Annotated in this window: 22 protein-coding genes; 7 read left to right on the top strand and 15 right to left on the bottom strand. The window is 40.6% G+C overall.

Annotated features, from left to right (window positions below; genetic code table 11):
- Positions 1–40 precede the first annotated feature (40 nt).
- The 13 genes from tolB to aspS form a co-directional block, all read right to left on the bottom strand.
- A complete protein-coding gene (tolB, locus tag ACE3G9_RS10285; RefSeq protein ID WP_417879484.1) occupies positions 41–1354 on the bottom strand; it encodes a Tol-Pal system beta propeller repeat protein TolB in 1314 nt (437 codons plus the stop codon).
- A 53-nt stretch (positions 1355–1407) separates the two neighbouring features.
- The gene (gene tolA, locus ACE3G9_RS10290; RefSeq protein ID WP_449219080.1) at positions 1408–2403 is read right to left on the bottom strand and encodes a cell envelope integrity protein TolA; all 996 of its coding nucleotides are present in this window, start codon (positions 2401–2403) and stop codon (positions 1408–1410) included.
- A gap of 7 nt (positions 2404–2410) precedes the next feature.
- Entirely contained in the window at positions 2411–2860 is a 450-nt protein-coding gene (gene tolR, locus ACE3G9_RS10295; protein ID WP_417879068.1) for a protein TolR, read from the bottom strand.
- A gap of 3 nt (positions 2861–2863) precedes the next feature.
- A complete protein-coding gene (tolQ, locus tag ACE3G9_RS10300; protein WP_449219081.1) occupies positions 2864–3550 on the bottom strand; it encodes a protein TolQ in 687 nt (228 codons plus the stop codon).
- Positions 3540–3941: a tol-pal system-associated acyl-CoA thioesterase gene (gene ybgC / locus ACE3G9_RS10305; RefSeq protein ID WP_417879485.1), complete on the bottom strand. Its 402-nt coding sequence runs from the start codon at positions 3939–3941 to the stop codon at positions 3540–3542. Before ybgC ends, tolQ begins: the two co-directional genes overlap by 11 nt.
- A gap of 298 nt (positions 3942–4239) precedes the next feature.
- Complete coding sequence (ybgE, locus tag ACE3G9_RS10310; RefSeq protein ID WP_449219082.1) at positions 4240–4542, bottom strand: cyd operon protein YbgE; 303 nt, start codon at positions 4540–4542, stop codon at positions 4240–4242.
- The gene (gene cydX / locus ACE3G9_RS10315; protein WP_027697179.1) at positions 4535–4642 is read right to left on the bottom strand and encodes a cytochrome bd-I oxidase subunit CydX; all 108 of its coding nucleotides are present in this window, start codon (positions 4640–4642) and stop codon (positions 4535–4537) included. The genes ybgE and cydX overlap by 8 nt, the downstream gene beginning before the upstream one ends.
- Positions 4643–4654: 12 nt before the next feature.
- Entirely contained in the window at positions 4655–5791 is a 1137-nt protein-coding gene (cydB, locus tag ACE3G9_RS10320) for a cytochrome d ubiquinol oxidase subunit II (protein ID WP_417879071.1), read from the bottom strand.
- A gap of 14 nt (positions 5792–5805) precedes the next feature.
- Positions 5806–7392, bottom strand: a complete 1587-nt coding sequence (gene cydA, locus ACE3G9_RS10325; RefSeq protein WP_417879072.1) for a cytochrome ubiquinol oxidase subunit I — start codon at positions 7390–7392, stop codon at positions 5806–5808.
- A 573-nt stretch (positions 7393–7965) separates the two neighbouring features.
- A complete protein-coding gene (gene ruvB / locus ACE3G9_RS10330) occupies positions 7966–8979 on the bottom strand; it encodes a Holliday junction branch migration DNA helicase RuvB (RefSeq protein ID WP_417879073.1) in 1014 nt (337 codons plus the stop codon).
- 23 nt (positions 8980–9002) lie between these two features.
- Positions 9003–9623, bottom strand: a complete 621-nt coding sequence (gene ruvA, locus ACE3G9_RS10335) for a Holliday junction branch migration protein RuvA (RefSeq protein ID WP_449219083.1) — start codon at positions 9621–9623, stop codon at positions 9003–9005.
- A 131-nt stretch (positions 9624–9754) separates the two neighbouring features.
- Positions 9755–10276 (bottom strand): crossover junction endodeoxyribonuclease RuvC, encoded by a 522-nt coding sequence (ruvC, locus tag ACE3G9_RS10340; protein ID WP_417879075.1) that lies wholly within the window; start codon positions 10274–10276, stop codon positions 9755–9757.
- A 123-nt stretch (positions 10277–10399) separates the two neighbouring features.
- Complete coding sequence (gene aspS, locus ACE3G9_RS10345) at positions 10400–12172, bottom strand: aspartate--tRNA ligase (protein WP_417879076.1); 1773 nt, start codon at positions 12170–12172, stop codon at positions 10400–10402.
- Positions 12173–12607: 435 nt separating this feature from the next.
- On the opposite strand from aspS, the gene cmoA reads away from it, so the two are divergent.
- From cmoA to ACE3G9_RS10370, 5 genes are all read left to right on the top strand, one after another.
- The gene (gene cmoA / locus ACE3G9_RS10350; RefSeq protein ID WP_417879077.1) at positions 12608–13336 is read left to right on the top strand and encodes a carboxy-S-adenosyl-L-methionine synthase CmoA; all 729 of its coding nucleotides are present in this window, start codon (positions 12608–12610) and stop codon (positions 13334–13336) included.
- A 62-nt stretch (positions 13337–13398) separates the two neighbouring features.
- Positions 13399–14370: a tRNA 5-methoxyuridine(34)/uridine 5-oxyacetic acid(34) synthase CmoB gene (gene cmoB, locus ACE3G9_RS10355; protein ID WP_449219084.1), complete on the top strand. Its 972-nt coding sequence runs from the start codon at positions 13399–13401 to the stop codon at positions 14368–14370.
- Positions 14371–14517: 147 nt separating this feature from the next.
- A complete protein-coding gene (locus tag ACE3G9_RS10360; protein ID WP_417879079.1) occupies positions 14518–15303 on the top strand; it encodes an ATP-dependent zinc protease family protein in 786 nt (261 codons plus the stop codon).
- A gap of 39 nt (positions 15304–15342) precedes the next feature.
- Positions 15343–16851 (top strand): inactive transglutaminase family protein, encoded by a 1509-nt coding sequence (locus tag ACE3G9_RS10365; RefSeq protein WP_449219085.1) that lies wholly within the window; start codon positions 15343–15345, stop codon positions 16849–16851.
- Positions 16852–16854: 3 nt separating this feature from the next.
- Positions 16855–17826, top strand: coding sequence for an alpha-L-glutamate ligase-like protein (locus ACE3G9_RS10370; RefSeq protein ID WP_449219086.1), 972 nt, complete (start codon positions 16855–16857; stop codon positions 17824–17826).
- A gap of 175 nt (positions 17827–18001) precedes the next feature.
- Here the strand turns inward: ACE3G9_RS10370 and ACE3G9_RS10375 are convergent, their stop codons facing one another.
- The gene (locus tag ACE3G9_RS10375; RefSeq protein WP_417879082.1) at positions 18002–18580 is read right to left on the bottom strand and encodes a thymidine kinase; all 579 of its coding nucleotides are present in this window, start codon (positions 18578–18580) and stop codon (positions 18002–18004) included.
- Positions 18581–18729: 149 nt separating this feature from the next.
- A complete protein-coding gene (gene cysS / locus ACE3G9_RS10380; protein ID WP_417879083.1) occupies positions 18730–20112 on the bottom strand; it encodes a cysteine--tRNA ligase in 1383 nt (460 codons plus the stop codon).
- A gap of 195 nt (positions 20113–20307) precedes the next feature.
- Between cysS and ACE3G9_RS10385 the strand changes: the two genes are divergently transcribed.
- Together ACE3G9_RS10385 and lpxH are read left to right on the top strand one after the other, a co-directional pair.
- Positions 20308–20802 carry a peptidylprolyl isomerase gene (locus ACE3G9_RS10385; RefSeq protein WP_089123141.1) on the top strand — a complete coding sequence of 165 codons (495 nt, stop codon included), beginning with the start codon at positions 20308–20310 and terminating at the stop codon, positions 20800–20802.
- Positions 20803–20952: 150 nt separating this feature from the next.
- Positions 20953–21678, top strand: a complete 726-nt coding sequence (gene lpxH / locus ACE3G9_RS10390; protein ID WP_417879084.1) for a UDP-2,3-diacylglucosamine diphosphatase — start codon at positions 20953–20955, stop codon at positions 21676–21678.
- Positions 21679–21894: the final 216 nt, after the last annotated feature.

Raw genomic sequence — 21894 nt, forward strand, 5'->3', positions numbered from 1 at the left:
TATTGTCAATAACTATCTATTAGATTAAATACTGCTTTTATTATAAAAATGGTGACCAAGCAGGAGCTTTCACTCGTCCATTGGTTGCCGGTAGTCTAGCTTTAAAACGACCATCAATAGAAACCATTGATAGAACATTTTGTCGATTATACATAGAGCTATATATCACCATACTACCATTTGGTGCAATACTTGGAGACTCATCCAGCTGTGTTTTTGTTAACACTTGAACCGCTCCTGTTTCTAAATCTTGTTTTGCAATGTTAAATCCACCTTGACCACGATTCACCATAATTAAGAATCGGCCATCAGGGGTAATTTGCCCACCAAGATTTTGACTGCCTTGCCATGTTAATCGAGTGGTCGATTTATTAGACAAGTCCACCTTGTAGATTTGTGGCAAGCCACCTCTATCCGATGTAAAAATAAGTGATTTACCATCTGGCATCCAGAATGGTTCAGTATTATTAGCACGATCGTGAGTAACTTGAGTCAACTTACGCGTTTCTAAATCTAAGATATACACTTGTAGCGTACCAGTCTTAGAAAGAACCAATGCTAGTTTCTTACCATCAGGTGAAAACTCTGGCGCGCCATTATGACGAGGAAAAGCGGTTAATACCTCGGTTTTCCCCGTATAAATATCCATCATATAAAGCTGTGCACGACCCGTTTGGAAGCTCACATACGCAAGTTTACGTGAATCTGGCGACCAAGCTGGAGACATTAATGGTTGCTTAGAACGAAGGACTAAACGCTCGTTATAACCATCGTAGTCTGCAATTCTTAATTCGTATGGGTAGTTGCTGCTATTATTCACCACAACATAAGCGATACGAGTTAAAAACGCCCCTTTATCTCCAGTTAACTCTTCATAAACGAGATCTGATATTCTGTGTGCATATTCACGTAAACGTTTAGCGGGAACCACTGCGCGCTTGCTAAATAATAAGTAATCTTTCGATAAGACTAATTGGCCTTTATCGTTTAACGCTTTATTTTGCCCCTTGGTTAATTGGCCGCGCACAATGTCAGATAATTGATATTCAATCACATATTGACCATCTTCTGCTGGTGTAATACTACCTGTCACGAGTGAATCAACACCTAGGTTATTCCACGCTGAGAAATCAATATCAGAATCATTGTACGGCGTTTGTGGCATCTTAGACGTCGCCACTGGATTGAACTTACCACTTCGTTGTAGATCCGATGCGATAACCGCAGACACATCTTGTGGTAACTTGCCTGAGCCTTCCCATTTAAATGGCACAACACCAATAGGACGGGCCGAATTGGTCCCTTCTGTGATCACCAGTTCCAATGCTGCATTGGCCGTTTGACTCACAGCCATGGTGATACAAAATAATCCTAATAAAAATCGTTTAATCACTGAATATTCCTTATTTACAGATCAACAACCAAATTGATGTCTTTCAATTGGTCGGCGACATCTTGTTCTTTCGACATGGGGAAATTACCCACTTGTGCTATTGCGCGTTTTGCCGCTGAACATACAGCCGACTCACCATTAATAGGTGTCACCTTACTGACAATAGCATCGCTACCTGTTTGTACTAAACGGATGTTAATTTTACATGACTTACCTCTAAAAGAGTCTTCCGTCAGTAGTTTTTCCTGAATCATTTGTTTATAAATCGCACCATAACGATCGAGCTCAGAAGCAACGTATTTTTGTCGTGCCGATGATATTTGTGCACTTTCTGCTTCTAAGCCAGAGAAAATATCATTGAGCGCCGCTTCCTGTGCTTCTTTCTCTCTTGCTAAGCGAGCTTTTTCTGCCGCTTCTTTTTGTGCTTTTTCTTTCGCTCGTTTTTCTGCTTCCGCTTTCGCTTTTGCATCCGCTTTGGCCTTAGCTTGTGCAGCGGCTTTGGCTTCTGCTGCAGCTTTCGCCTGTTCAGCCGCTTTTTTCTCTGCAGCTACTTTGGCTGCCGCCGCTTCTTTCGCTTTACGTTCTGCTTCCGCTTTCGCCGCACGTTGCTTTTCTATTCGAGCTTTTTCTTGTGCTTCTTGCCTTTGTTTTTCCGCTAGCTGTTTCTGCTTTTCCGCTTCTCGTGCTTGCTTTTCTTGCTGCACTTTTTGCTCTTGAAGCTTACGCAGCCTCTCTTCTTCTTTTTTGCGATTCTTTTCTAATAGTTCCGCTTGTTGACGAAGCTTTTCAACCCGTTGCTGCTCCGCCTTCTTAGCCGCATCACGTTGGTCTCGAATACTTTTCGCTTGCTTTTCAATCGCTTTAGGATCGATGACTACGGCCTCAACCATTTGATGCTTTGGCTTTTTATCGTCATCAGAAAACCATGCTCCCCCTAAAAGTAGTACAAACAAAATAATATGCAGTACAACCGAGATCAATATAGCCGATTTGTATTCTTTATTAAGCATTAACAAATTAGCGATTCTCTTTAATATCTGTGAGCAAACCTACTTTTTCGATGCCCGCTTTATTTAACTGATCAAGCACTAAGACCACATCAGCATAAGCGGTTTGTTGATCTCCACCTACCGCAACTGGTGAGTTAGGAGAAAGCGAACGCTCAGCTTTAACTCGGGTGATCACTTCACTCATCGATAAACCACGTTCCATGTCTTCATCATTCACACTGATACCCAAGTTACCTTGTTTATCAATTTCAACGATGATAAAGCTTGCATCTGAGTCTCCTGCGATATCAGACGCTGGTTTTGCAGTTTCTGTTTTAGGCAACTCCACTTCTACCCCTTGAGTAACAAAAGGTGAAGTCACCATAAAGATAATCAGCAATACCAGCATAACGTCAATATAAGGAACAACGTTGATCTCAGCTTTTAATTGGCGTTTTTTACGAACATAACCCGCCATAATTTAGTCCTTATGCTCCGCCATTACTTGACGATGCAAAATGCTGTGGAACTCTTCGGCAAACGTTGCGTAGTTATGCTCGAGCTTAGAAACTTGGTTACTTAGACGATTAAACGCCATGACCGCTGGAATAGCTGCAAATAAACCCATTGCCGTTGCCACCAATGCTTCGGCTATACCTGGTGCCACCATTGCCAATGTCGCTTGCTTAACTTCACTTAGTGCAATAAAGGCTGTCATAATACCCCATACTGTACCGAATAAACCAATATACGGACTAATTGAGCCAACCGTTGCAAGAAATGGTAATTGATTTTCAAGTTCATCCATTTCTTTAGATAGCGTCACACGCATAGAACGGCCTGCCCCTTCCATTACGTATTCAGCCGATGCGCCATTAGTCCGTCGCAAACGAGCAAACTCAGTAAAACCTGCATAAAAAATTTGTTCAGAGCCAAGAAGGGTATTTTTACGTGCTTTTACTTCATGGTACAGCTGTGATAAATCGACACCCGACCAAAACTTCTCTTCAAATGAAGCTGCATTTTTAGCGGCTTTATTCAGGATTTTACTTCTTTTTAGAATGACGGCCCAAGACAGTACTGACATTCCAAGTAGAATTAGCATTACAATCTTAACCAGTAGGCTGGCTTGTAAAAAAAGATCAAAAATTGAAATATCAGCTGACACGGGAAAACTCCGACATAATAGTGCTTGGGATGGCTTGGGGTTTCATCTGTTTAATGTTAACACAGGCTACCTTAACCGTTGCTTTACACAAGATTCTCCCTTCAAGATTGACTAACTCCTGACAGAATGAGATAGAAGCCCTTTTTAAATTGACAATCGAGGTTAAGACCTCAAGATGCTCATCAAGTTTCGCACCTTGGATATAATCGATGTCCATATGTTTCACAACAAAACCAATTTCTTGATCAAGTAGTGTATTTTGTGAAATCCCTTGTGCGCGTAATAATTCAGTACGGGCACGTTCAAAAAACTTTAAATAGTTCGAATGGTATACCACACCACCTGCATCGGTATCTTCATAGTAAATGGTGATAGGCCATTTGAAAGTCATCGGTGTTTGTTCTGTCACGTTGTTACCTATCTGTTGTTACCTATTTATGGCTGATTTTATCCAAAACGGTTGTTCTGTTTAAAAAAGTACTCAAATTACTATACAGCAACTTAATACGTTGAATAATAACCTTCCAGCATTTTTTTGTTTAAATATGTATTAATTGGTGTTTTTCGAACATAAAAAAGCCACCATTATCAAAGTGTATAATGGTGACTTAAAATATTAATACAGATTGCTCTCTTTGTTGCATCACTATTTTTGACAAAGTCTCGCTATGTCAAAAATAGGGAGAGTCCTATAAAAAATAAAGCGCCGTAAAGTAGACTAAAATCACGCCAGAAAAATACGGACTAAACAGTATCTGCCACACCCATAAAATCGGTTTGAAACCAACGCAATAGATTAATGAACTACATAACGACCAAATAAACAAAACCGTTAGCAGAGAATGAAAACCACCGATTTGCTCAGCATAAACACGCGGTTCCCACATAAACAAACTGATATGAAACACGGCCACGATAAAAAACAGGGCCCTTAAAAGAGCCCTATCCATTGGTGAGTGTATATCAGTCATTTTTTGACTAATATTATTCACGATCCTCATCCATCATTTCTGAATGCTCTAACCAAAGAGCATTGATAATACCGAATGCACAGGCAAGCAATACGCCGAGAATCCAAGCAAAATACCACATAATGATTGCTCCTTAGTATAGTGAGTTTTTATTATCTTCAATGTACTTATCATCAAGACGACCAAACATCTTGTAGTAAGTCCATGTCGTATAACCAAGAATCACAGGAACCATAACAAAAGCAATGCCTGTCATGATTTCTAGAGTCAACAAGCTCGATGTTGAATCCCATAATGTGAAACTTACGTTTGGATCTAAGCTAGATGGCATCACGAATGGAAACATTGCAAAACCAGAAGTTAAGATCACACCAGCACAAGTTAAACTTGAAGCAAGGAATGCTAACGCGCCTTTTTGTACTTTTGTTGCAACAACTGCAAGCAATGCCATTACAACGCCAAGCACTGGAGCAATCCACATTAATGGGTAAGTCGCAAAGTTAGTCATCCAAGCACCAGGTTCACGCGCAACTTCTTTTAGAAGAGGATTTGAAGGACCGTTGTGATCGATAACACTTTTAAGAACATAACCGTCAATGTTTTGAACCCAAAAACCAGCCGCAACAAATAATATTGCCACTAATAAACCGGTGATAGTTGAAACCGTACGTGCACGGTTGTAAACATCACCAGAGGTTTTCATTTGTAACCATGTTGAACCTTGAAGAACAAACATAGATACACTAACTAAACCACATAAGAGTGCAAACGGATTCAATAGACCAAAGAAATTACCGTGGTATTGAGACATCATGAACTCATTCAGTTCAAATGGTACACCTTGCAATAAGTTACCGAATGCTACACCAAAGATAAGCGGTGGAACGAAACCACTGATTGAGATACAGATATCCCAGTTATTACGCCACTTTGTTGTTTCAATTTTTGAACGGTAATCTAACGCTACTGGACGTAACCAAAGCGCTGCCAATGTTACGATCATCGCTAGGTAGAAACCTGAAAATGATGTTGCGTAAACCATAGGCCATGCAGCAAATAATGCGCCGCCCGCTGTGATCAACCAAACTTGGTTACCATCCCAGTGCGGTGCAATAGAGTTAATCATCACACGACGCTGAGTGTCGGTTTTGCCTATGATAGGCACTAATGCACCTACCCCCATATCAAACCCATCAGCGATAGTGAAACCGACGAATAATACGCCGATCAGTACCCACCAAATAAATCGTAATGCTTCGTAATCAATCATGAATTATCCCCTGCTTATGCTTCAACTTCACGAGAAACTTTACCTTCTAAAGAAGTGTCATTTTGCTCGAAGTGATAACGTCCTGTTTTTAAGCTACTAGGACCTTTACGTGCAAATTTAACCATCAAGTATACTTCTGCGATTAACAGACAAGTATAAAATGCAATGATTGCAAAAATTGAAGTTAAGATTTCGCCGCGCGATAATGCAGATACTGCAACGTTTGTAGGTAGAATTTCACCGACTGCCCATGGCTGACGACCATACTCAGCTACAAACCAACCGGCTTCAATTGCAATCCATGGTAATGGAATGCTGAACAGGGCAGCTTTAAGCAAGAATCGGTTTTTCTCGATGTGTTGACGACATGTTTGAACAAATGAGAATGCAAACACACCTAACATAATGACACCAGCGGCAACCATGATACGGAATGACCAAAATAGTGGCCAAACTTGCGGAATCGAATCTTTTACCGCTTTTTGAATTTGCTCTTCTGATGCTTGAGAAACATCATCGGTGTAACGCTTAAGCAATAAACCATAACCAAGGTCGTCTTTTACTTCATCAAAAGCAGTAAGGTTTGCATCTGATTTATCACCAGAACGCAATTTCTCAAGTAGATCATAAGCAATCATACCATTACGGATACGAGCTTCGTGTTCTTCTTCAAGATCAGTAATACCTTTCACTTCTTTATCTAAAGAACGAGTGGCGATAATACCAAGTGCATATGGGATTTGAATGGCATAATCATTCTTCATCTCATCTTGGTTTGGTAATGCAAATGCCGTAAATGCCGCAGGAGCAGGCTCTGTGTGCCATTCTGCTTCAATTGCTGCTAATTTTGCTTGTTGTACATCACCAAGCTCGTAACCAGAGTCATCACCTAGTACTATCGTTGATAGAATCGCAGCCATCCCGAACGAAGCGGCAATAGCAAACGAACGACGAGCAAAGGCAATATCACGACCTTTAAGTAAGTAGTATGCACTAATACCCAAAATAAACATCGCGCCACAAGTGTAGCCAGATGAAACGGTGTGAACGAACTTAACTTGTGCAACTGGGTTAAAGATCACTTCAGAGAAGCTCACCATTTCCATACGCATGGTTTCATAGTTGAACTCAGAGCCTACTGGGTTCTGCATCCAACCATTCGCGATCAAAATCCAAAGTGCAGAGAAGTTAGAGCCAATCGCAACGAGCCAAGTGACCACTAAGTGTTGACGTTTTGATAAACGGTCCCACCCGAAAAAGAACAAGCCAACCATTGTCGATTCTAAGAAGAATGCAATCAACGCTTCGATAGCTAAAGGCGCACCAAAAATATCACCTACATAATGTGAATAGTATGACCAGTTAGTACCAAACTGAAACTCCATGGTTAAGCCAGTGGCAACCCCTAGAGCAAAGTTAATACCGAAAAGCTTACCCCAGAACTTAGTCATGTCCTTGTAGATTTGCTTTCCTGTCATTACATAAACTGACTCCATAATGGCAAGTAAAAATGCCATACCAAGAGTCAAAGGAACAAATAGGAAGTGATACATCGCTGTCATTGCAAACTGCAACCGCGATAGATCAACAACATCAATCATGGTAACTCCTTTTTATGTCGCTATCCGAGCCTAAAACAAGCTTCATACAACGATTAGGATGGTTAAAGTAAACACACTCAGAAAAACCGCTTTGGTTTGTTACAAAAATGTGCCTAAATGGTTATCATTTTGTTAAGCACTATCTAATATAGCTAGTGCTAATATTACGCATTAAATACAGATGTTTCAAAAGGTTTCTAAACAATTTTGGAACAAAACAAAAAATCAAACATACCAACTTATAAAGTTTAGTTCGCGTTCATATAAATGTGACTGAAATCGAAAAAATTTTAAATATTCTTATTTGGCTTTTAGTGTAGAAATTTTTGTGACACGTTATTAATGTGGATTCTAGAGTAGTCAGGTTGGCTTGCAAGGATAAAAAAAGGGTAACAAACAACTTGTTACCCTTTTGTACTTTATAGTCTTCTCGCTTGAAGAAGCCGTTTTGTTAGCAACATTCATTCACCCCATCTCTTTATAAAGAAAGCCATCATCGAACTATGCTCATGAGGTTGCATTCTCTTATCGCCTCACGATGATTCCAATGACTTTAGGATATTCATTCTGTATCTAGCGATCTGGTCTATCTAAGCCAAAATGCAGGTAGGCTCTATCACTGGCGATCCGGCCTCTTGGCGTTCTTTGCAGATAACCTTGTTGAATGAGGTAAGGTTCAATTACATCTTCAATAGTATCTTTCTCTTCACCAATAGCAGCGGCTAGGTTATCTAACCCAACAGGGCCACCGGAGAATTTTTCCATTATGGCTAATAAAAGCTTTCTATCCATGTAATCAAACCCCTGATTATCGACATCCAACATGTTCAACGCTTTGTCTGCCGTATCAGGACAAATATGGCCATTGCCTTTCACTTCTGCATAATCTCGCACACGGCGTAATAAGCGGTTGGCAATACGAGGCGTACCACGAGAACGCTTGGCAACTTCTAGCGCACCCTCTTCTTCCATCGATAAACCTAGACAATCAGCACTGCGTTTTACGATATGTTGTAAGTCTTTCACCTTATAATATTCTAAACGCTGCACGATGCCGAAACGATCACGTAATGGTGAAGTCAGTGAACCAGCACGTGTTGTCGCACCAATTAAAGTAAAAGGTGGTAAGTCGATCTTAATTGAGCGAGCAGCTGGACCTTCACCGATCATAATATCCAATTGATAGTCTTCCATCGCTGGATATAAGATTTCTTCAACAACAGGGCTTAGACGGTGAATTTCATCAATAAATAAGATGTCGTTTTCTTCTAGGTTGGTCAACAATGCGGCCAGATCGCCAGCTTTTTCTAGTACAGGGCCAGAGGTCGTTCGAATATTCACTTCCATTTCATTGGCAACGATATTAGCCAAAGTCGTTTTCCCTAAGCCCGGAGGACCAAAAACCAACAAGTGATCAAGTGGCTCATGACGTAATTGAGCCGCTTTAATAAAGATTTCCATTTGATCGCGGACATGATCTTGCCCTTGATAATCTTCTAAGCGTTTTGGTCGAATCGCACGATCGATGATATCTTCATCTTTAAAAACCGGGCTATCTGCTGCAATTAAGCGATCCGCTTCTATCATTAAATTAACCTCAGGCTAATAGCCTATACCATTGATTTTAAAGCTTCACGAATGATCATTTCGCTCGTCATGTCGGCACTTGCCACTTGAGAAACCACTTTTGAAGCCATTGGGGGTTTGTAACCAAGTGAAATCAATGCGCTAACCGCTTCATCTTGTGCATTATGCGTAGTGCGTGAGTCTGCCATTGAGTCCATTGGTGCTGCATCAGTCGCTGGGGTAAATAAATCGTGCGTCACCCAACCTTTCAAACGATCTTTCATTTCAACGACAAGGCGCTCTGCAGTTTTTTTACCAACACCCGGTAATTTCACTAAAGTGCTGACATCTTCATGTTCAACACAAGTAACAAACTGAGACGCTGTCATGCCAGATAAAATTGCCAAACCTAGTTTCGGGCCAACACCATTGGCTTTAATCACTTCACGGAATAATGCACGCTCTTTAACGGTATTAAATCCATAAAGTAGTTGAGCATCTTCACGAACCACAAAGTGAGTATAGATAATCGCTTCTTCGTTTACATTCGGCAATTCATAAAAACAACTCATCGGCATTTGAACTTCATAGCCTACCCCAGAGACTTCAATTAAAACTTCTGGTGGTTGTTTTTCTATTAATATTCCACGTAAGCGACCAATCACTTTATGTTCCTCGTTTTCAATATGGCTCAGCTAAAATTAAGCAAAGCTTAGGGTTTATTTTGTCTTATGTTGATATGATAATAATTAACTGGATAAACATCCAGTATATTGTGCAGATAAAAAATATGGCGTTATCGATAACGACCACGCCTCGCACCACTGGCCTTACCGGCTAACGCAATAAGCGTTTTATTGGTGTTGGCATGACAAATCGCCACACCGAGTGCATCCGCTGCATCGGCTTGAGGCTTTGCTGGTAATTTGAGCATACTTTTCACCATATGTTGAACTTGCGCTTTATCTGCGCCACCTGTTCCGGTCACCGCTTGTTTAATCAACCTTGCGGCATATTCATAAACCGGTAAATCGGCATTCACTGCTGCAACGATAGCACTGCCACGCGCTTGGCCTAGCTTCAACGCAGAATCTGCATTTTTTGCCATGAAGACTTGTTCTATCGCGAAGACATCCGGTTGAAACTGGGTAATAATTTCTGACACCCCCGCATAAATTTGCTTTAAACGGCTAGGTAGCGTCTCTTCTGACATGCGGATACAACCACTGCCTAAATAATGTAAATGTCGACCTTCTTGGCGAATTACACCATAACCTGTAATACGTGAGCCGGGATCAATTCCAAGTATGATGGACATACTCTCTCTTTATTTATATTTGTAAGTGTTGGAAGTATAACCAGCGATAAAAACAAAAACACCCACATCATTAAATGTGGGTGTTTTATTTGCGTTATTTATCGCTCAATTTAACTTGCTCGATTATTCTTTTTCTTTAGCTGCGGTTATCGCAATCGATAATTCTTCTAACGCTGCTGGGTTCGCTAAGCTTGGCGCATTGGTTAACGGACAAGCCGCTGCGGTTGTTTTCGGGAACGCAATCACATCACGAATATTATCAGTACCACAAAGTAGCATAACCAAACGATCTAGACCAAATGCTAGACCTGCGTGTGGTGGCGTACCGTATTTTAGAGCATCCAGTAAAAAGCCAAACTTCAAACGTTGTTCTGTTTCATCAATGCCTAGAATATCAAATACCGTTGATTGCATTTCTGCGTTGTGGATACGAACTGAACCACCACCAACTTCATAACCATTTAATACCATATCATAAGCATTCGAATTCGCTGCCGCTGGGTTCGCTTTTAGCTCTTCTGCTGTTACGCCTAATGGAGAGGTGAATGGGTGGTGCATTGCATGCAGGTTCCCTTCATCATCTTCTTCAAACATTGGGAAATCAACAACCCAAAGTGGTTTCCATGCTTGCAGATCAGTAAGTTCAAGATCTAGACCAAGTTTGATACGCAAAGCACCCATTGCTTCAGAGACTACATTTGCCTTATCTGCACCGAATAAAATGATGTCGCCTGTTTGAGCACCCGTGCGCTCAAGAATGCCGTTAATCACGTCTTCATTTAGGAACTTAGCCACTGGAGATTGAATACCTTCAACACCTACTGAAAGGTCATTCACTTTCATCCAAGCAAGACCTTTCGCGCCATAAATGCTAACGAAACTACCATACTCATCAATTTGCTTACGAGATAATGCTGCACCACCTGGAACACGAATAACCGCAACACGGCCTTTTGCGTCATTTGCAGGGCCAGAGAACACTTTGAACTCAACGTCTTTTACTAAGTCTGCAACATCTACTAGCTCAAGTGGATTACGTAGATCTGGCTTATCAGAACCAAAACGACGAATCGCTTCAGAAAATGGCATTACTGGGAAATCACCTAGGTCAACGTTCAGTAGTTCTTGCCACATGTCACGAACCATTGTTTCAGTCACACCACGAACTTGGTCCGCCGTCATGAATGATGTTTCGATATCGATTTGAGTAAATTCAGGCTGACGGTCAGCACGTAAATCTTCATCACGGAAGCATTTTACAATTTGGTAGTAACGGTCGAAACCTGACATCATCAACAATTGCTTAAACAACTGAGGCGATTGAGGAAGTGCGTAGAAGCTGCCTTTATGAACACGGCTTGGTACTAAGTAATCGCGCGCACCTTCTGGCGTTGCCTTAGTCAGTACTGGTGTTTCGATATCTAGGAAACCGTTGTCATCTAGGAAGCGACGAACAAAGCTTGAAGCTTTAGCACGTAGCTTAATACGGTCACTCATCTCTGGGCGACGTAGATCAATATAACGATATTTTAGACGTTGCTCTTCCGAGTTAGTTTGATTGAAATCTAAAGGTAACGCTTCAGAACGATTGATGATTTCAAGGCCTGTTGCGTAAACTTCAACTTCACCTGTTGCCATATCTTTATTAATTTGGCTATCAGGACGAGCACGTACTTCACCAGTTAATTTGAGACAGAATTCATTACGCAGTTGGTTTGCTTCTGCAAAAATTTCGGTCATATCTGGATCGATAACAACTTGAACAATACCTTCACGGTCACGCATATCGATAAAAATCAGACCGCCTAGATCACGACGGCGATTAACCCATCCGCATAGTTCGACAGTTTGTCCTGTTAGGGACTTGTTCAGGTGACCACAATACTGGGTGCGCATAATGAATTTCCCAATCTCTTATTTAAATAATTAATGATTTCCGGTGGAGCAGATTGCTCAGAGACACCGTATAAAAAACTTTTCCTATTTATACTTGGAAAACAGATAAAAATCGACCACCGGAAGCACAATTTATTCGCTTTTCGCAAGTAAAGGAGTGAATGGTGTGTTAACCGCTCATAAGTTATCCAATTGAATCAGTAAGCTTACGTATAACAAAAACATTAATTCACGAATCAACGCCGAATAAAAAAGCCGAATATGGTTAAAAGTTACTCGGTTAGGTCAGTAAATTGAAATAAAATCAAATAACCCACAAACGCAATAGCGATATAGGCCAACTTCCCTTAAAATAAGACCATATCTTCACCTAGCCAATGACTAATTAGGATCTCTTAACCTAGTGGCTAGTAAACCAATTGTAAGTGAGTTGCCATGAGCCAGCGTGATGTGATTTTTTCAGCCCCGATAGACAAAATGGGCGATTTTACATTTGATGAAAAAGTGGCCGAAGTGTTTCCCGATATGATCCAACGCTCGGTTCCGGGTTACAGCAATATTATTTCAGCTATTGGCATGTTAGCGGAACGCTTTGCCAAACCAAACTCGAATGTTTATGACCTAGGCTGTTCTTTGGGTGCGGCAACTTTATCGATGCGTCGTCATATTGAACAAGAAAACTGCCAAATTATTGCTGTCGATAATTCACCAGCCATGATTGAACGCTGTAAATTACACATTAATGCTTACCGTTCAGATACCCCGGTTAATGTCGTTGAAGCCGATATTCGCGACATTGAAATCGAAAATGCTTCCGTTGTGGTGTTGAACTTTACGTTGCAATTTTTATCACCAGAAGACCGCTATTCTTTACTCGAAAATATCTATGCTGGGCTACGTCCAGGTGGCATTTTAATTTTGTCGGAGAAGTACATTTTCGACAACCAAGCCGCGCACGAATTATTGATTGACCTGCATCATGATTTTAAACGTGCCAATGGTTATAGTGAATTAGAAATTAGCCAAAAGCGTAGTGCGATTGAAAATGTGATGCGGCCAGACTCAATTGAAAGCCATAAGAAACGGTTTAACAAAATTGGTTTCAGTAGCTACGAAGTATGGTTCCAATGCTTTAATTTTGGTTCTATGTTTGCCATCAAATAGCTTGTTTCTGCCTTTAAGATTCAGCTATACCCGATATCCATATTTAAAATAGAAAGAGTATTATGTTTAATTTTGCCAATTTTTATCAACTGATTGCTCAAGATGTTCGTCTGCAACCTTGGTTGAATACCTTACCGCAACAACTGACTGATTGGCAGAATGCTGAGCATGGCGACTTTGAACGTTGGGTGAAAGCTCTCAATAAAATCACCGATATTAAACCAGATAATATTGATATTACTTCTCAAGTTAGAATTACTAACAACCAGCCTTTTGCATTAGGCGAACAAAAGAAACTTGAGAGCTTACTGCGTACCTTCCACCCTTGGCGTAAAGGTCCTTATCATGTTCATGGTTTAGATATTGAAACCGAGTGGCGATCAGATTGGAAATGGGATCGCGTGCTACCTCATATCTCTGATTTAAAGCATCGTTCAGTTTTAGATGTTGGTTGTGGAAATGGTTATCACATGTGGCGCATGCTTGGTGCCGGTGCTCGCTTATGCGTTGGTATCGACCCTTCTCATTTATTCTTAATTCAATTTGAAGCGATCCGTAAATTAATGGGCGGCGACCAACGTGCTCATCTATTACCGCTTGGGATTGAACAACTCCCTGAACTAAAGGCTTTTGATACTGTCTTTAGCATGGGCGTACTTTACCATCGTCGTTCGCCTCTTGATCATCTACTTCAACTAAAAAACCAATTGGTGTCTGGTGGTGAATTAGTACTTGAAACTTTAGTGATTGAAGGTGACGAAAATGCGGTATTAGTACCGGAAGATCGCTACGCACAAATGCGTAATGTTTACTTTTTCCCTTCAGCCAAGGCACTAAAAGTGTGGTTAGAAAAGTGCGGCTTTATTGATGTAAAAATTGTCGATGAAAACGTCACTTCCACCGAAGAACAAAGAAGCACCAATTGGATGACCCATAACTCATTACCGGATTATCTTGATCCAAACGATCCAAGCAAAACAGTTGAAGGCCATCCTGCCCCACGTCGTGCTATTTTGATCGCCAAGAATTCATAATGAAAAGATAGTTCATCACAAAAAATAAAAATGGTTCTTTAAATAAGCAGAGAATCTTCTTACATGAAATGAAAGCGCTTCACGGCCAGATCGAGATACGCTAAACTTTGTACAACAAACACTTAACATAGATGATAACGGTTTAATATGCTCAAAAAATCATTAGGTCTTGCAGTTTTTGCCCTAGGTTCGCTTTCAGGTTGTGCATACATGACCGGAGAACATTATTCTGAGCAAACTATTGCAGCCATTAATAAAAACGGAGAAAAGCTTTCCAATCGAATTGAAGAACTCGATTCTAATCTTGATAAACAGACTGACTATATTGCAAGCTTAGAGTCAGAAGTTATTAACTTAAGTAATGAAGTTGAAGTTTTAAAGCACAATCAACAACGTTTTATTACTACGGCGCGTAAAACACAAACGACTTCTTCACCATCGGCAACGTCAAATATTGTTGTAACCAACCTTGAACCACAAACTCGCCCTGGCATGGTAACGTTAGGGTCATTAGAGAGTGTTAATATCGATATCGTTAAAAGCTCTTTTATTGCCAGAGTTGATACCGGTGCCACAACTTCTTCAATTAATGCCATTGATTTACAAGAATTTGAACGTAATGGGAAAAAATGGGTTAAATTTCATATATCCGATAAAACTGCGCCCGAAGATCGTAAATGGGTAGAAGCACCAATCGTTCGCCATGTAAAGATTCGACAATCAAGCACGAATTCTTTAGAACGAAGACCTGTTGTTGAACTATGGATCAAGATTGGTAGTGTACATGAAAAAGCTCAGTTCACTTTAGCTGATCGCTCTCAAATGGATTATCCTATTTTATTGGGCCGTGAATTTATTCAAGATATTGCTTATGTCGATGTAAGCAGAGAGTTTATCGAATCTAAAGCAGTATCGAATACTTCAAAAAAATAATTTTAATAACAATTAATTTAGACTGGTTAAGGAAAAGTTATGACGTCTAGAGTGCCATTTTATTTTCTCATTGCCATACTTGTTATCGCTGGGGTCACTTTGAGCGTCATGCGTCATCAAGACTATGGTGTTCCTTGGGGGCCAGGTGAATCTCGACAAGTATGGGATATTGAAGCTCGTGTAGAGTTCACAGCATCAGGAGGTCCCGCTAAATTATCTCTAGCCGCCCCACATACTCAAGATGGATTTACCCTGATTGATGAAAGTGCTTCATCACCTGGCTATGGTTTATCTTACATCAATACTGATACTGGTCGCCGTGCTGAATGGTCAATACGTGATGCAAAAGGTCCACAAACCATTTACTACAAAACTCAGTTCTTAGTGGATCCTCAATCTCAAGCAGAAATTTTACCACCATTAGAAACTGACTTAGTGGCTCCTACCTTTACTGGCCCACAACAAGCAGCAGTTGATGCCATTACTACTCAAGCTTCTGAGCGTTCGGCAGATAACACGACATTTGCTCGTGAGTTAATCAAACAATTCAACGATCCTGACAACCAAAACGCCTCTTTACTTCTGGATGATTTCAGCAAAGTTGAAGCGATTGGTAAAATTTTATCGTCATCTAAAATCTATAGTAAAACCGTTGGTGTTATTGAACTAGAAGATGGTCGTCGTCGCCAATCGATCATTCCTATGATTGAAATATGGGATGGTAAGGTATGGCAACTGTTTAACCCAGACAGCACTGAACAGGGTAAACAAAGTAACATGCTAATTTGGGATGAATCGAACGTTTCACTACTCGATGTTATTGGTGGTAAAAACAGTAAAGTATTCTTCTCAATGCTAGCTCAAGATATATCACCAAGTAGTGCAACGAAGCAAAAAGTGGTTGCTGATAATTTATTGAACTTCTCGATTCATAGCCTACCGTTAGAAGAACAAGCGATGTTTAAAACCATCATGTTAATCCCTATCGGTGCGTTAATCGTTGTATTCTTACGTGTGCTTATCGGTTTAAAAACGTCTGGTACTTTCATGCCAGTACTAATTGCTGTCGCCTTTGTTCAAACTCAATTACTACCAGGCATCATTGGCTTCTTGCTTATTGTCGGTACGGGTTTAATCATCAGGGGTTACCTATCCAAACTTAACTTATTGCTGGTGTCACGAATATCGGCGGTGATTATTACCGTAATCTTAATTATTTCCATCTTCACCATCGTGTCGTTCAATATTGGGTTGACACAAGGCTTAACCATTACATTCTTCCCAATGATCATTTTATCTTGGACGATTGAACGTATGTCTATCCTATGGGAAGAAGAAGGCGCTAAAGAAGTATTTATGCAAGGTAGTGGCTCACTACTCACTGCAGTACTTATCTATCTAGCCATGACTAACCCATATGTTCAGCATATTACTTTCAATTTCATCGGTACTCAGTTCATCGTTTTAGCGTGTATCTTATCGCTAGGTAACTACACAGGATATCGCCTATTAGAACTGAAAAGATTCAAACCATTAGCGGAGGACTAAACGATGTTTTCAATGTTTACGTCTCCCCAAAAGCTACATGCTAAAGGCATTATGGGCATGAACAAACGTAATGGCGCCTACATTGGGCGCTATAACGACCGTTCTAAATATCCACTAGTGGATGATAAACTAAAGACTAAAATTATTGCTCAAGAGCACGGCGCAACGGTGCCTAAGTTGATTGGTGTTATTGGCCAGCAAGCTGAAGTAAAGCGTATTCATGCCATGGTTAAAGATTGGCCGGGTTTTGTGATTAAACCGGCTCGTGGCTCTGGTGGTAAAGGCATTTTGGTCATTATTTCGCATAAAGATGGGGTTTACATTAAACCATCAGGTCAAGCGATAAATGAGCAAGATGTGGAACGCCATATTAGTAATGCATTGGCAGGTTTATTCTCACTCGGTGGCAAAAATGATGTTGCGGTTGTTGAGAACCTCATTAAATTCGATGATGTTTCATTTGATGGTTACAGCTACGAAGGTGTGCCTGATATTCGCGTTATCGTGTTTAAAGGTTACCCTGTTATGGCAATGATGCGTTGTTCTACTGCTGCATCGGATGGTAAAGCGAACTTGCACCAAGGTGCGGTTGGCGTAGGTTTAGATATTGCAACGGGATGTGCTGTGCGAGCCGTTCAGTTTGACCTCCCTATCACCCATCACCCAGATACCGACAAACCGCTTAGTGGATTAGTCGTACCAAACTGGGAAAAGCTATTAGTGTTAGCATCCAGCGCATGGGAAATGACTGGATTAGGTTATATGGGTACTGATATGGTATTGGATAAGGAAGAAGGCCCGATGGTATTAGAGCTTAATGCTCGCCCTGGCCTTGCAATCCAAATTGCTAATGGCGCCGGTTTACTGCCCCGTCTGCAACATATCGAAAACCTAGGTACGCCGTTAAATTACCCAACACCAGAAGAACGTGTGGCTTATGCAGCAAAACAATTCGCCTCAAAACCACAGTTCTAAGCTTTTGTTTGTTCAGAGAATAGTCCTATAAAGAATAGTTTTCTGAGACTAGTTGTACAACGAATAGCTTTACAGCGTATAGATAACAAAAGGGCCTATCACTCAATGCGAGTCATAGGCCCTAATTTTATGCTTTATATCCCTAGCATTGGCGATCACTCAACCTCAATTGAGATTATTTACCTAGTGCTTCTTTATAATGGAGGCGACATACTGATTCATAACGATCATTACCGCCAATCGCCACTTGGTCACCTTCTGCAATCGCTTTACCATATTCATCCATACGAATCACCATGTTAGCTTTACGTCCGCAGTGACAAATGGTTTTTAACTCAACCAACTTATCAGCCCAAGCAAGCAAGTATTGACTGCCTTCAAACAACTCACCTAAAAAATCACTACGTAACCCATAACATAATACGGGAATGTGTAATTTATCCACCACTTCGGTTAATTGATACACTTGTTCTTTATTTAAGAACTGACATTCATCAATCATGACGCAGTGAATTTTTTCCTTTTCACATAATAATTTAATTGCACTAAACATATCGGTGGTGTCATTGTACAAGTGCGCATCTGACTGTAAACCAATACGAGAACTCACTTTACCAATGCCATCACGGTTATCGATTTCAGCTGTGAAAATCACAGGGTTCATGCCACGTTCACAATAGTTAAAAGAAGATTGAAGCAGTGTGGTTGATTTACCCGCGTTCATCGCTGAGTAATAAAAATACATCTGTGCCAAAGAAAAAAACCTTTCTAGTTGTCAGTTTCGAGTTTCGAGTTTCGAGTTTCGAGTTTCGAGTTTCGAGTTTCGAGTTTCGAGAAAAAGGCTTGCAGTATATTGGTGACACCACAAGCCCTATCTAATCAATTGCCTTTATTTAGGTCTATTTACTTACGACGCCAAGTAGTACCGTCTGGACCATCTTCTAACTCAATACCAAGCTCGTTTAACTTATCACGAGCTAGATCAGCATTTACCCAATCTTTCGCAGCGCGAGAGTCATTACGTAGTTTAATTAACGCTTCAATTTCAGCCACTTCATCATCACTACCCGCTTCGCCCTGTAAGAAAGCTTCTGGATCTTGATGTAAAATACCAATCACATCGGCTAGTTCTCGCATTAATGCGCCAAGTGCCGAAGCTTTACCCATATCAAGAGTTTTCAAGCGATTTACTTCACGAGCCATATCAAATAGCACTGAGTAAGCTTCTGGCGTATTAAAGTCATCATTCATTGCGGTGCTAAAACGAGCAACAAATTCTTCGCCACCAGCTGGTGCAACAGATAAATCCAGGCCACGTAATGAAGTGTATAATCGCTCTAATGAAGCACGCGCTTGGTTTAAGTTCTCTTCGCTGTAATTTAACTGGCTACGGTAGTGACCAGACATTAAGAAATAACGAACAGTTTCAGAGTCGTAGTGCTTTAACACATCACGAATCGTAAAGAAGTTGCCCAAAGATTTAGACATTTTTTCACGATCAACCATCACCATACCACTGTGCATCCAAGTGTTTACGTATGGCGTATCGTGAGCACAGCAAGATTGTGCAATTTCATTTTCATGGTGTGGAAATTGCAGATCTGAACCACCTCCATGAATATCAAAATGGTTACCTAGAATCGATGAATTCATTGCTGAACATTCGATATGCCAGCCAGGACGACCCGGGCCCCAAGGCGACTCCCATGTCGGTTCACCTGGCTTTGACATTTTCCAAACCACAAAATCCATCGGGCTACGTTTCGCGCTTTCAACATCTACGCGAGCACCAGCTTGCAATTGTTCTAAATCCTGCCCAGATAGTTTGCCGTATTGTTCGAACTTTTTCACTTCAAACATCACATCGCCATTAGCAGCAACGTAGGCAAATCCACGCTCGATTAAGCGCTCCACTAATTCGATGATTTCTTTAATATAATGGGTTGCTCGAGGCTCTACATCCGGGCGCTTAATATTGAGCGCATCGAAATCTGCGTACATTTCTTCAATTAAGCGTTCCGTTAACGAATCGCAGCTTTCATTGTTTTCTGCTGCACGTTTAATGATCTTGTCGTCAATATCCGTAATATTTCGCACAAAAGTTAGATCATAACCAACAAAGCGTAGGTAGCGAGACACCACATCAAACGATACAAAAGTACGCCCATGGCCAATATGGCAGAGATCGTAGATGGTCACACCACAAACATACATGCCAATTTTTCCAGCATGAATAGGTTTAAATTCCTCTTTTTGGCGGGTCAAGGTGTTATATATTTTTAACATGATCTCTTTCTGCGTCTGATGAAAATTATAATTTTTTGATTATACCGAATCAGCTAATTAAGTCGACATTAAGCCTAACTTTAATAAGCTATCCTTGGGTATAATAACGTTTAAAGTTGCTTTAGAGATAAGTTGCTATAAAATCTAACTCTCAATAAGCAATACCAATTAAATCCAATGATAAAGGACCTAACCATGATCATCCTTCACACCAACTTCGGCGATATTAAAATTCAACTTAACGAAGAAAAAGCACCTGAAACAGCGGCTAACTTCCTACAGTATTGCCAAGATGGCTTCTACGACAACACTCTTTTCCACCGTGTTATCGATGGGTTTATGATTCAAGGCGGCGGCATGACTTCTGGTTTGAAAGAGAAGGCAACTCGCGCAACCATTAAAAACGAAGCAAATAATGGCCTAAGTAACAAAGTAGGTACATTAGCAATGGCTCGTACAATGGAACCGCACTCTGCAAGCTCTCAGTTCTTCATCAACGTTAATGACAACACTTTCCTTGATTTCAAATCTGAAACAATGAATGGTTGGGGTTACTGTGTGTTTGCTGAAGTGGTTGAAGGCATGGACGTAGTAGAAAAAATCAAAACAGTAAGCACCGGTTCTTACGGTATGCACCAAGACGTACCACTAGAAGATGTTGTGATTACTGGTACAACAATCGAAGCATAATATACTCAAAGTAATTAGATTTGCAGCGAGGCAACAAGTGAATGAACGTCGTCAACAAAACTGCAATTTCAAGTATGAAGTATATAAAAGCATCGAGTTTGTAGGGGGCACTGTCCCCCTTTTATTTCTCCCCACACAATTTGATAATTCATGACCACCTTATTTATTGCTGATCTCCACTTATCTCCCTTACGTCCAGATATTACGGCCTGTTTTCTTCGTTTTATGCAAGAAGAAGCACCAGAAGCAGAAAAACTGTATGTACTCGGTGATTTATTTGAATTTTGGATTGGCGATGATGACAACTCCCCCTTTAATGTCACCATTAAAGACGCCTTTAAAGCGTTAACGGCGAAAGGCGTTGACTGTTATTTCATACAAGGTAATCGTGACTTTTTACTCGGGCACCGTTTTTGTAAAGAAACCGGAATGACGTTACTACCAGAAACTGCAGTGATCGATCTTTACGGAACACCTACTGTTATCTTGCACGGTGATACCTTGTGCACCAAAGATGAGAAATACCAAGAATTTCGTAAAACCGTTCATCAAAAATGGCTACAGCGCCTATTTAACTGTATCCCATTGTTTATACGAAAAAAGATCGTTTCCAACGTACAAAATAAAATCAAACAACAAAAAAACTCTAAGCAAATGGAAATCATGGATGTGACGCCTGAAGAAGTAGTCAATGTCCTTGAAGTTAACCAAGTCACTCATATGATCCACGGTCATACACATCGTCCTAACACTCATAAACATCAAACTAATCAAGGCTGTGCAACCAGAATCGTACTTGGTGACTGGTATACTCAGGGCTCGATATTAGTGTGTGATGACAATGGTTGCGAATTACAGCAGCGCTCCCTTGGATAAAAACTTTAATCTTTAGAAAATCTTCACAAATTTAATCCACTCACAGACTTTTCACCTATTCTTATAATTGGAATACGAAGATAGTGACTCTGATAGTAAGTTATTTGAATATCGTATTTTTTATTGTGAATTTATGAGTCAACGAACAAACTTGTTACTTTGTAGCTGGAAGCCTCGAAAGCTTTTCTATATTGTTACTAGGTTAATTAATAATAA

The sequence above is a fragment of the Vibrio sp. E150_018 genome, from assembly GCF_053544035.1.

Coding starts and splice junctions, on each gene's coding strand:
- tolB (WP_417879484.1), bottom strand. CDS start 1,354: ATGGCTGTGAGTCAAACGGCCAATGCAGCATTGGAACTGGTGATCACA.
- tolA (WP_449219080.1), bottom strand. CDS start 2,403: ATGCTTAATAAAGAATACAAATCGGCTATATTGATCTCGGTTGTACTG.
- tolR (WP_417879068.1), bottom strand. CDS start 2,860: ATGGCGGGTTATGTTCGTAAAAAACGCCAATTAAAAGCTGAGATCAAC.
- ybgC (WP_417879485.1), bottom strand. CDS start 3,941: ATGACTTTCAAATGGCCTATCACCATTTACTATGAAGATACCGATGCA.
- cydX (WP_027697179.1), bottom strand. CDS start 4,642: ATGTGGTATTTTGCTTGGATTCTCGGCGTATTGCTTGCCTGTGCATTC.
- cydB (WP_417879071.1), bottom strand. CDS start 5,791: ATGATTGATTACGAAGCATTACGATTTATTTGGTGGGTACTGATCGGC.
- cydA (WP_417879072.1), bottom strand. CDS start 7,392: ATGATTGATGTTGTTGATCTATCGCGGTTGCAGTTTGCAATGACAGCG.
- ruvB (WP_417879073.1), bottom strand. CDS start 8,979: ATGATAGAAGCGGATCGCTTAATTGCAGCAGATAGCCCGGTTTTTAAA.
- ruvC (WP_417879075.1), bottom strand. CDS start 10,276: ATGTCCATCATACTTGGAATTGATCCCGGCTCACGTATTACAGGTTAT.
- aspS (WP_417879076.1), bottom strand. CDS start 12,172: ATGCGCACCCAGTATTGTGGTCACCTGAACAAGTCCCTAACAGGACAA.
- cmoA (WP_417879077.1), top strand. CDS start 12,608: ATGAGCCAGCGTGATGTGATTTTTTCAGCCCCGATAGACAAAATGGGC.
- cmoB (WP_449219084.1), top strand. CDS start 13,399: ATGTTTAATTTTGCCAATTTTTATCAACTGATTGCTCAAGATGTTCGT.
- ACE3G9_RS10360 (WP_417879079.1), top strand. CDS start 14,518: ATGCTCAAAAAATCATTAGGTCTTGCAGTTTTTGCCCTAGGTTCGCTT.
- ACE3G9_RS10365 (WP_449219085.1), top strand. CDS start 15,343: ATGACGTCTAGAGTGCCATTTTATTTTCTCATTGCCATACTTGTTATC.
- ACE3G9_RS10370 (WP_449219086.1), top strand. CDS start 16,855: ATGTTTTCAATGTTTACGTCTCCCCAAAAGCTACATGCTAAAGGCATT.
- cysS (WP_417879083.1), bottom strand. CDS start 20,112: ATGTTAAAAATATATAACACCTTGACCCGCCAAAAAGAGGAATTTAAA.
- ACE3G9_RS10385 (WP_089123141.1), top strand. CDS start 20,308: ATGATCATCCTTCACACCAACTTCGGCGATATTAAAATTCAACTTAAC.
- lpxH (WP_417879084.1), top strand. CDS start 20,953: ATGACCACCTTATTTATTGCTGATCTCCACTTATCTCCCTTACGTCCA.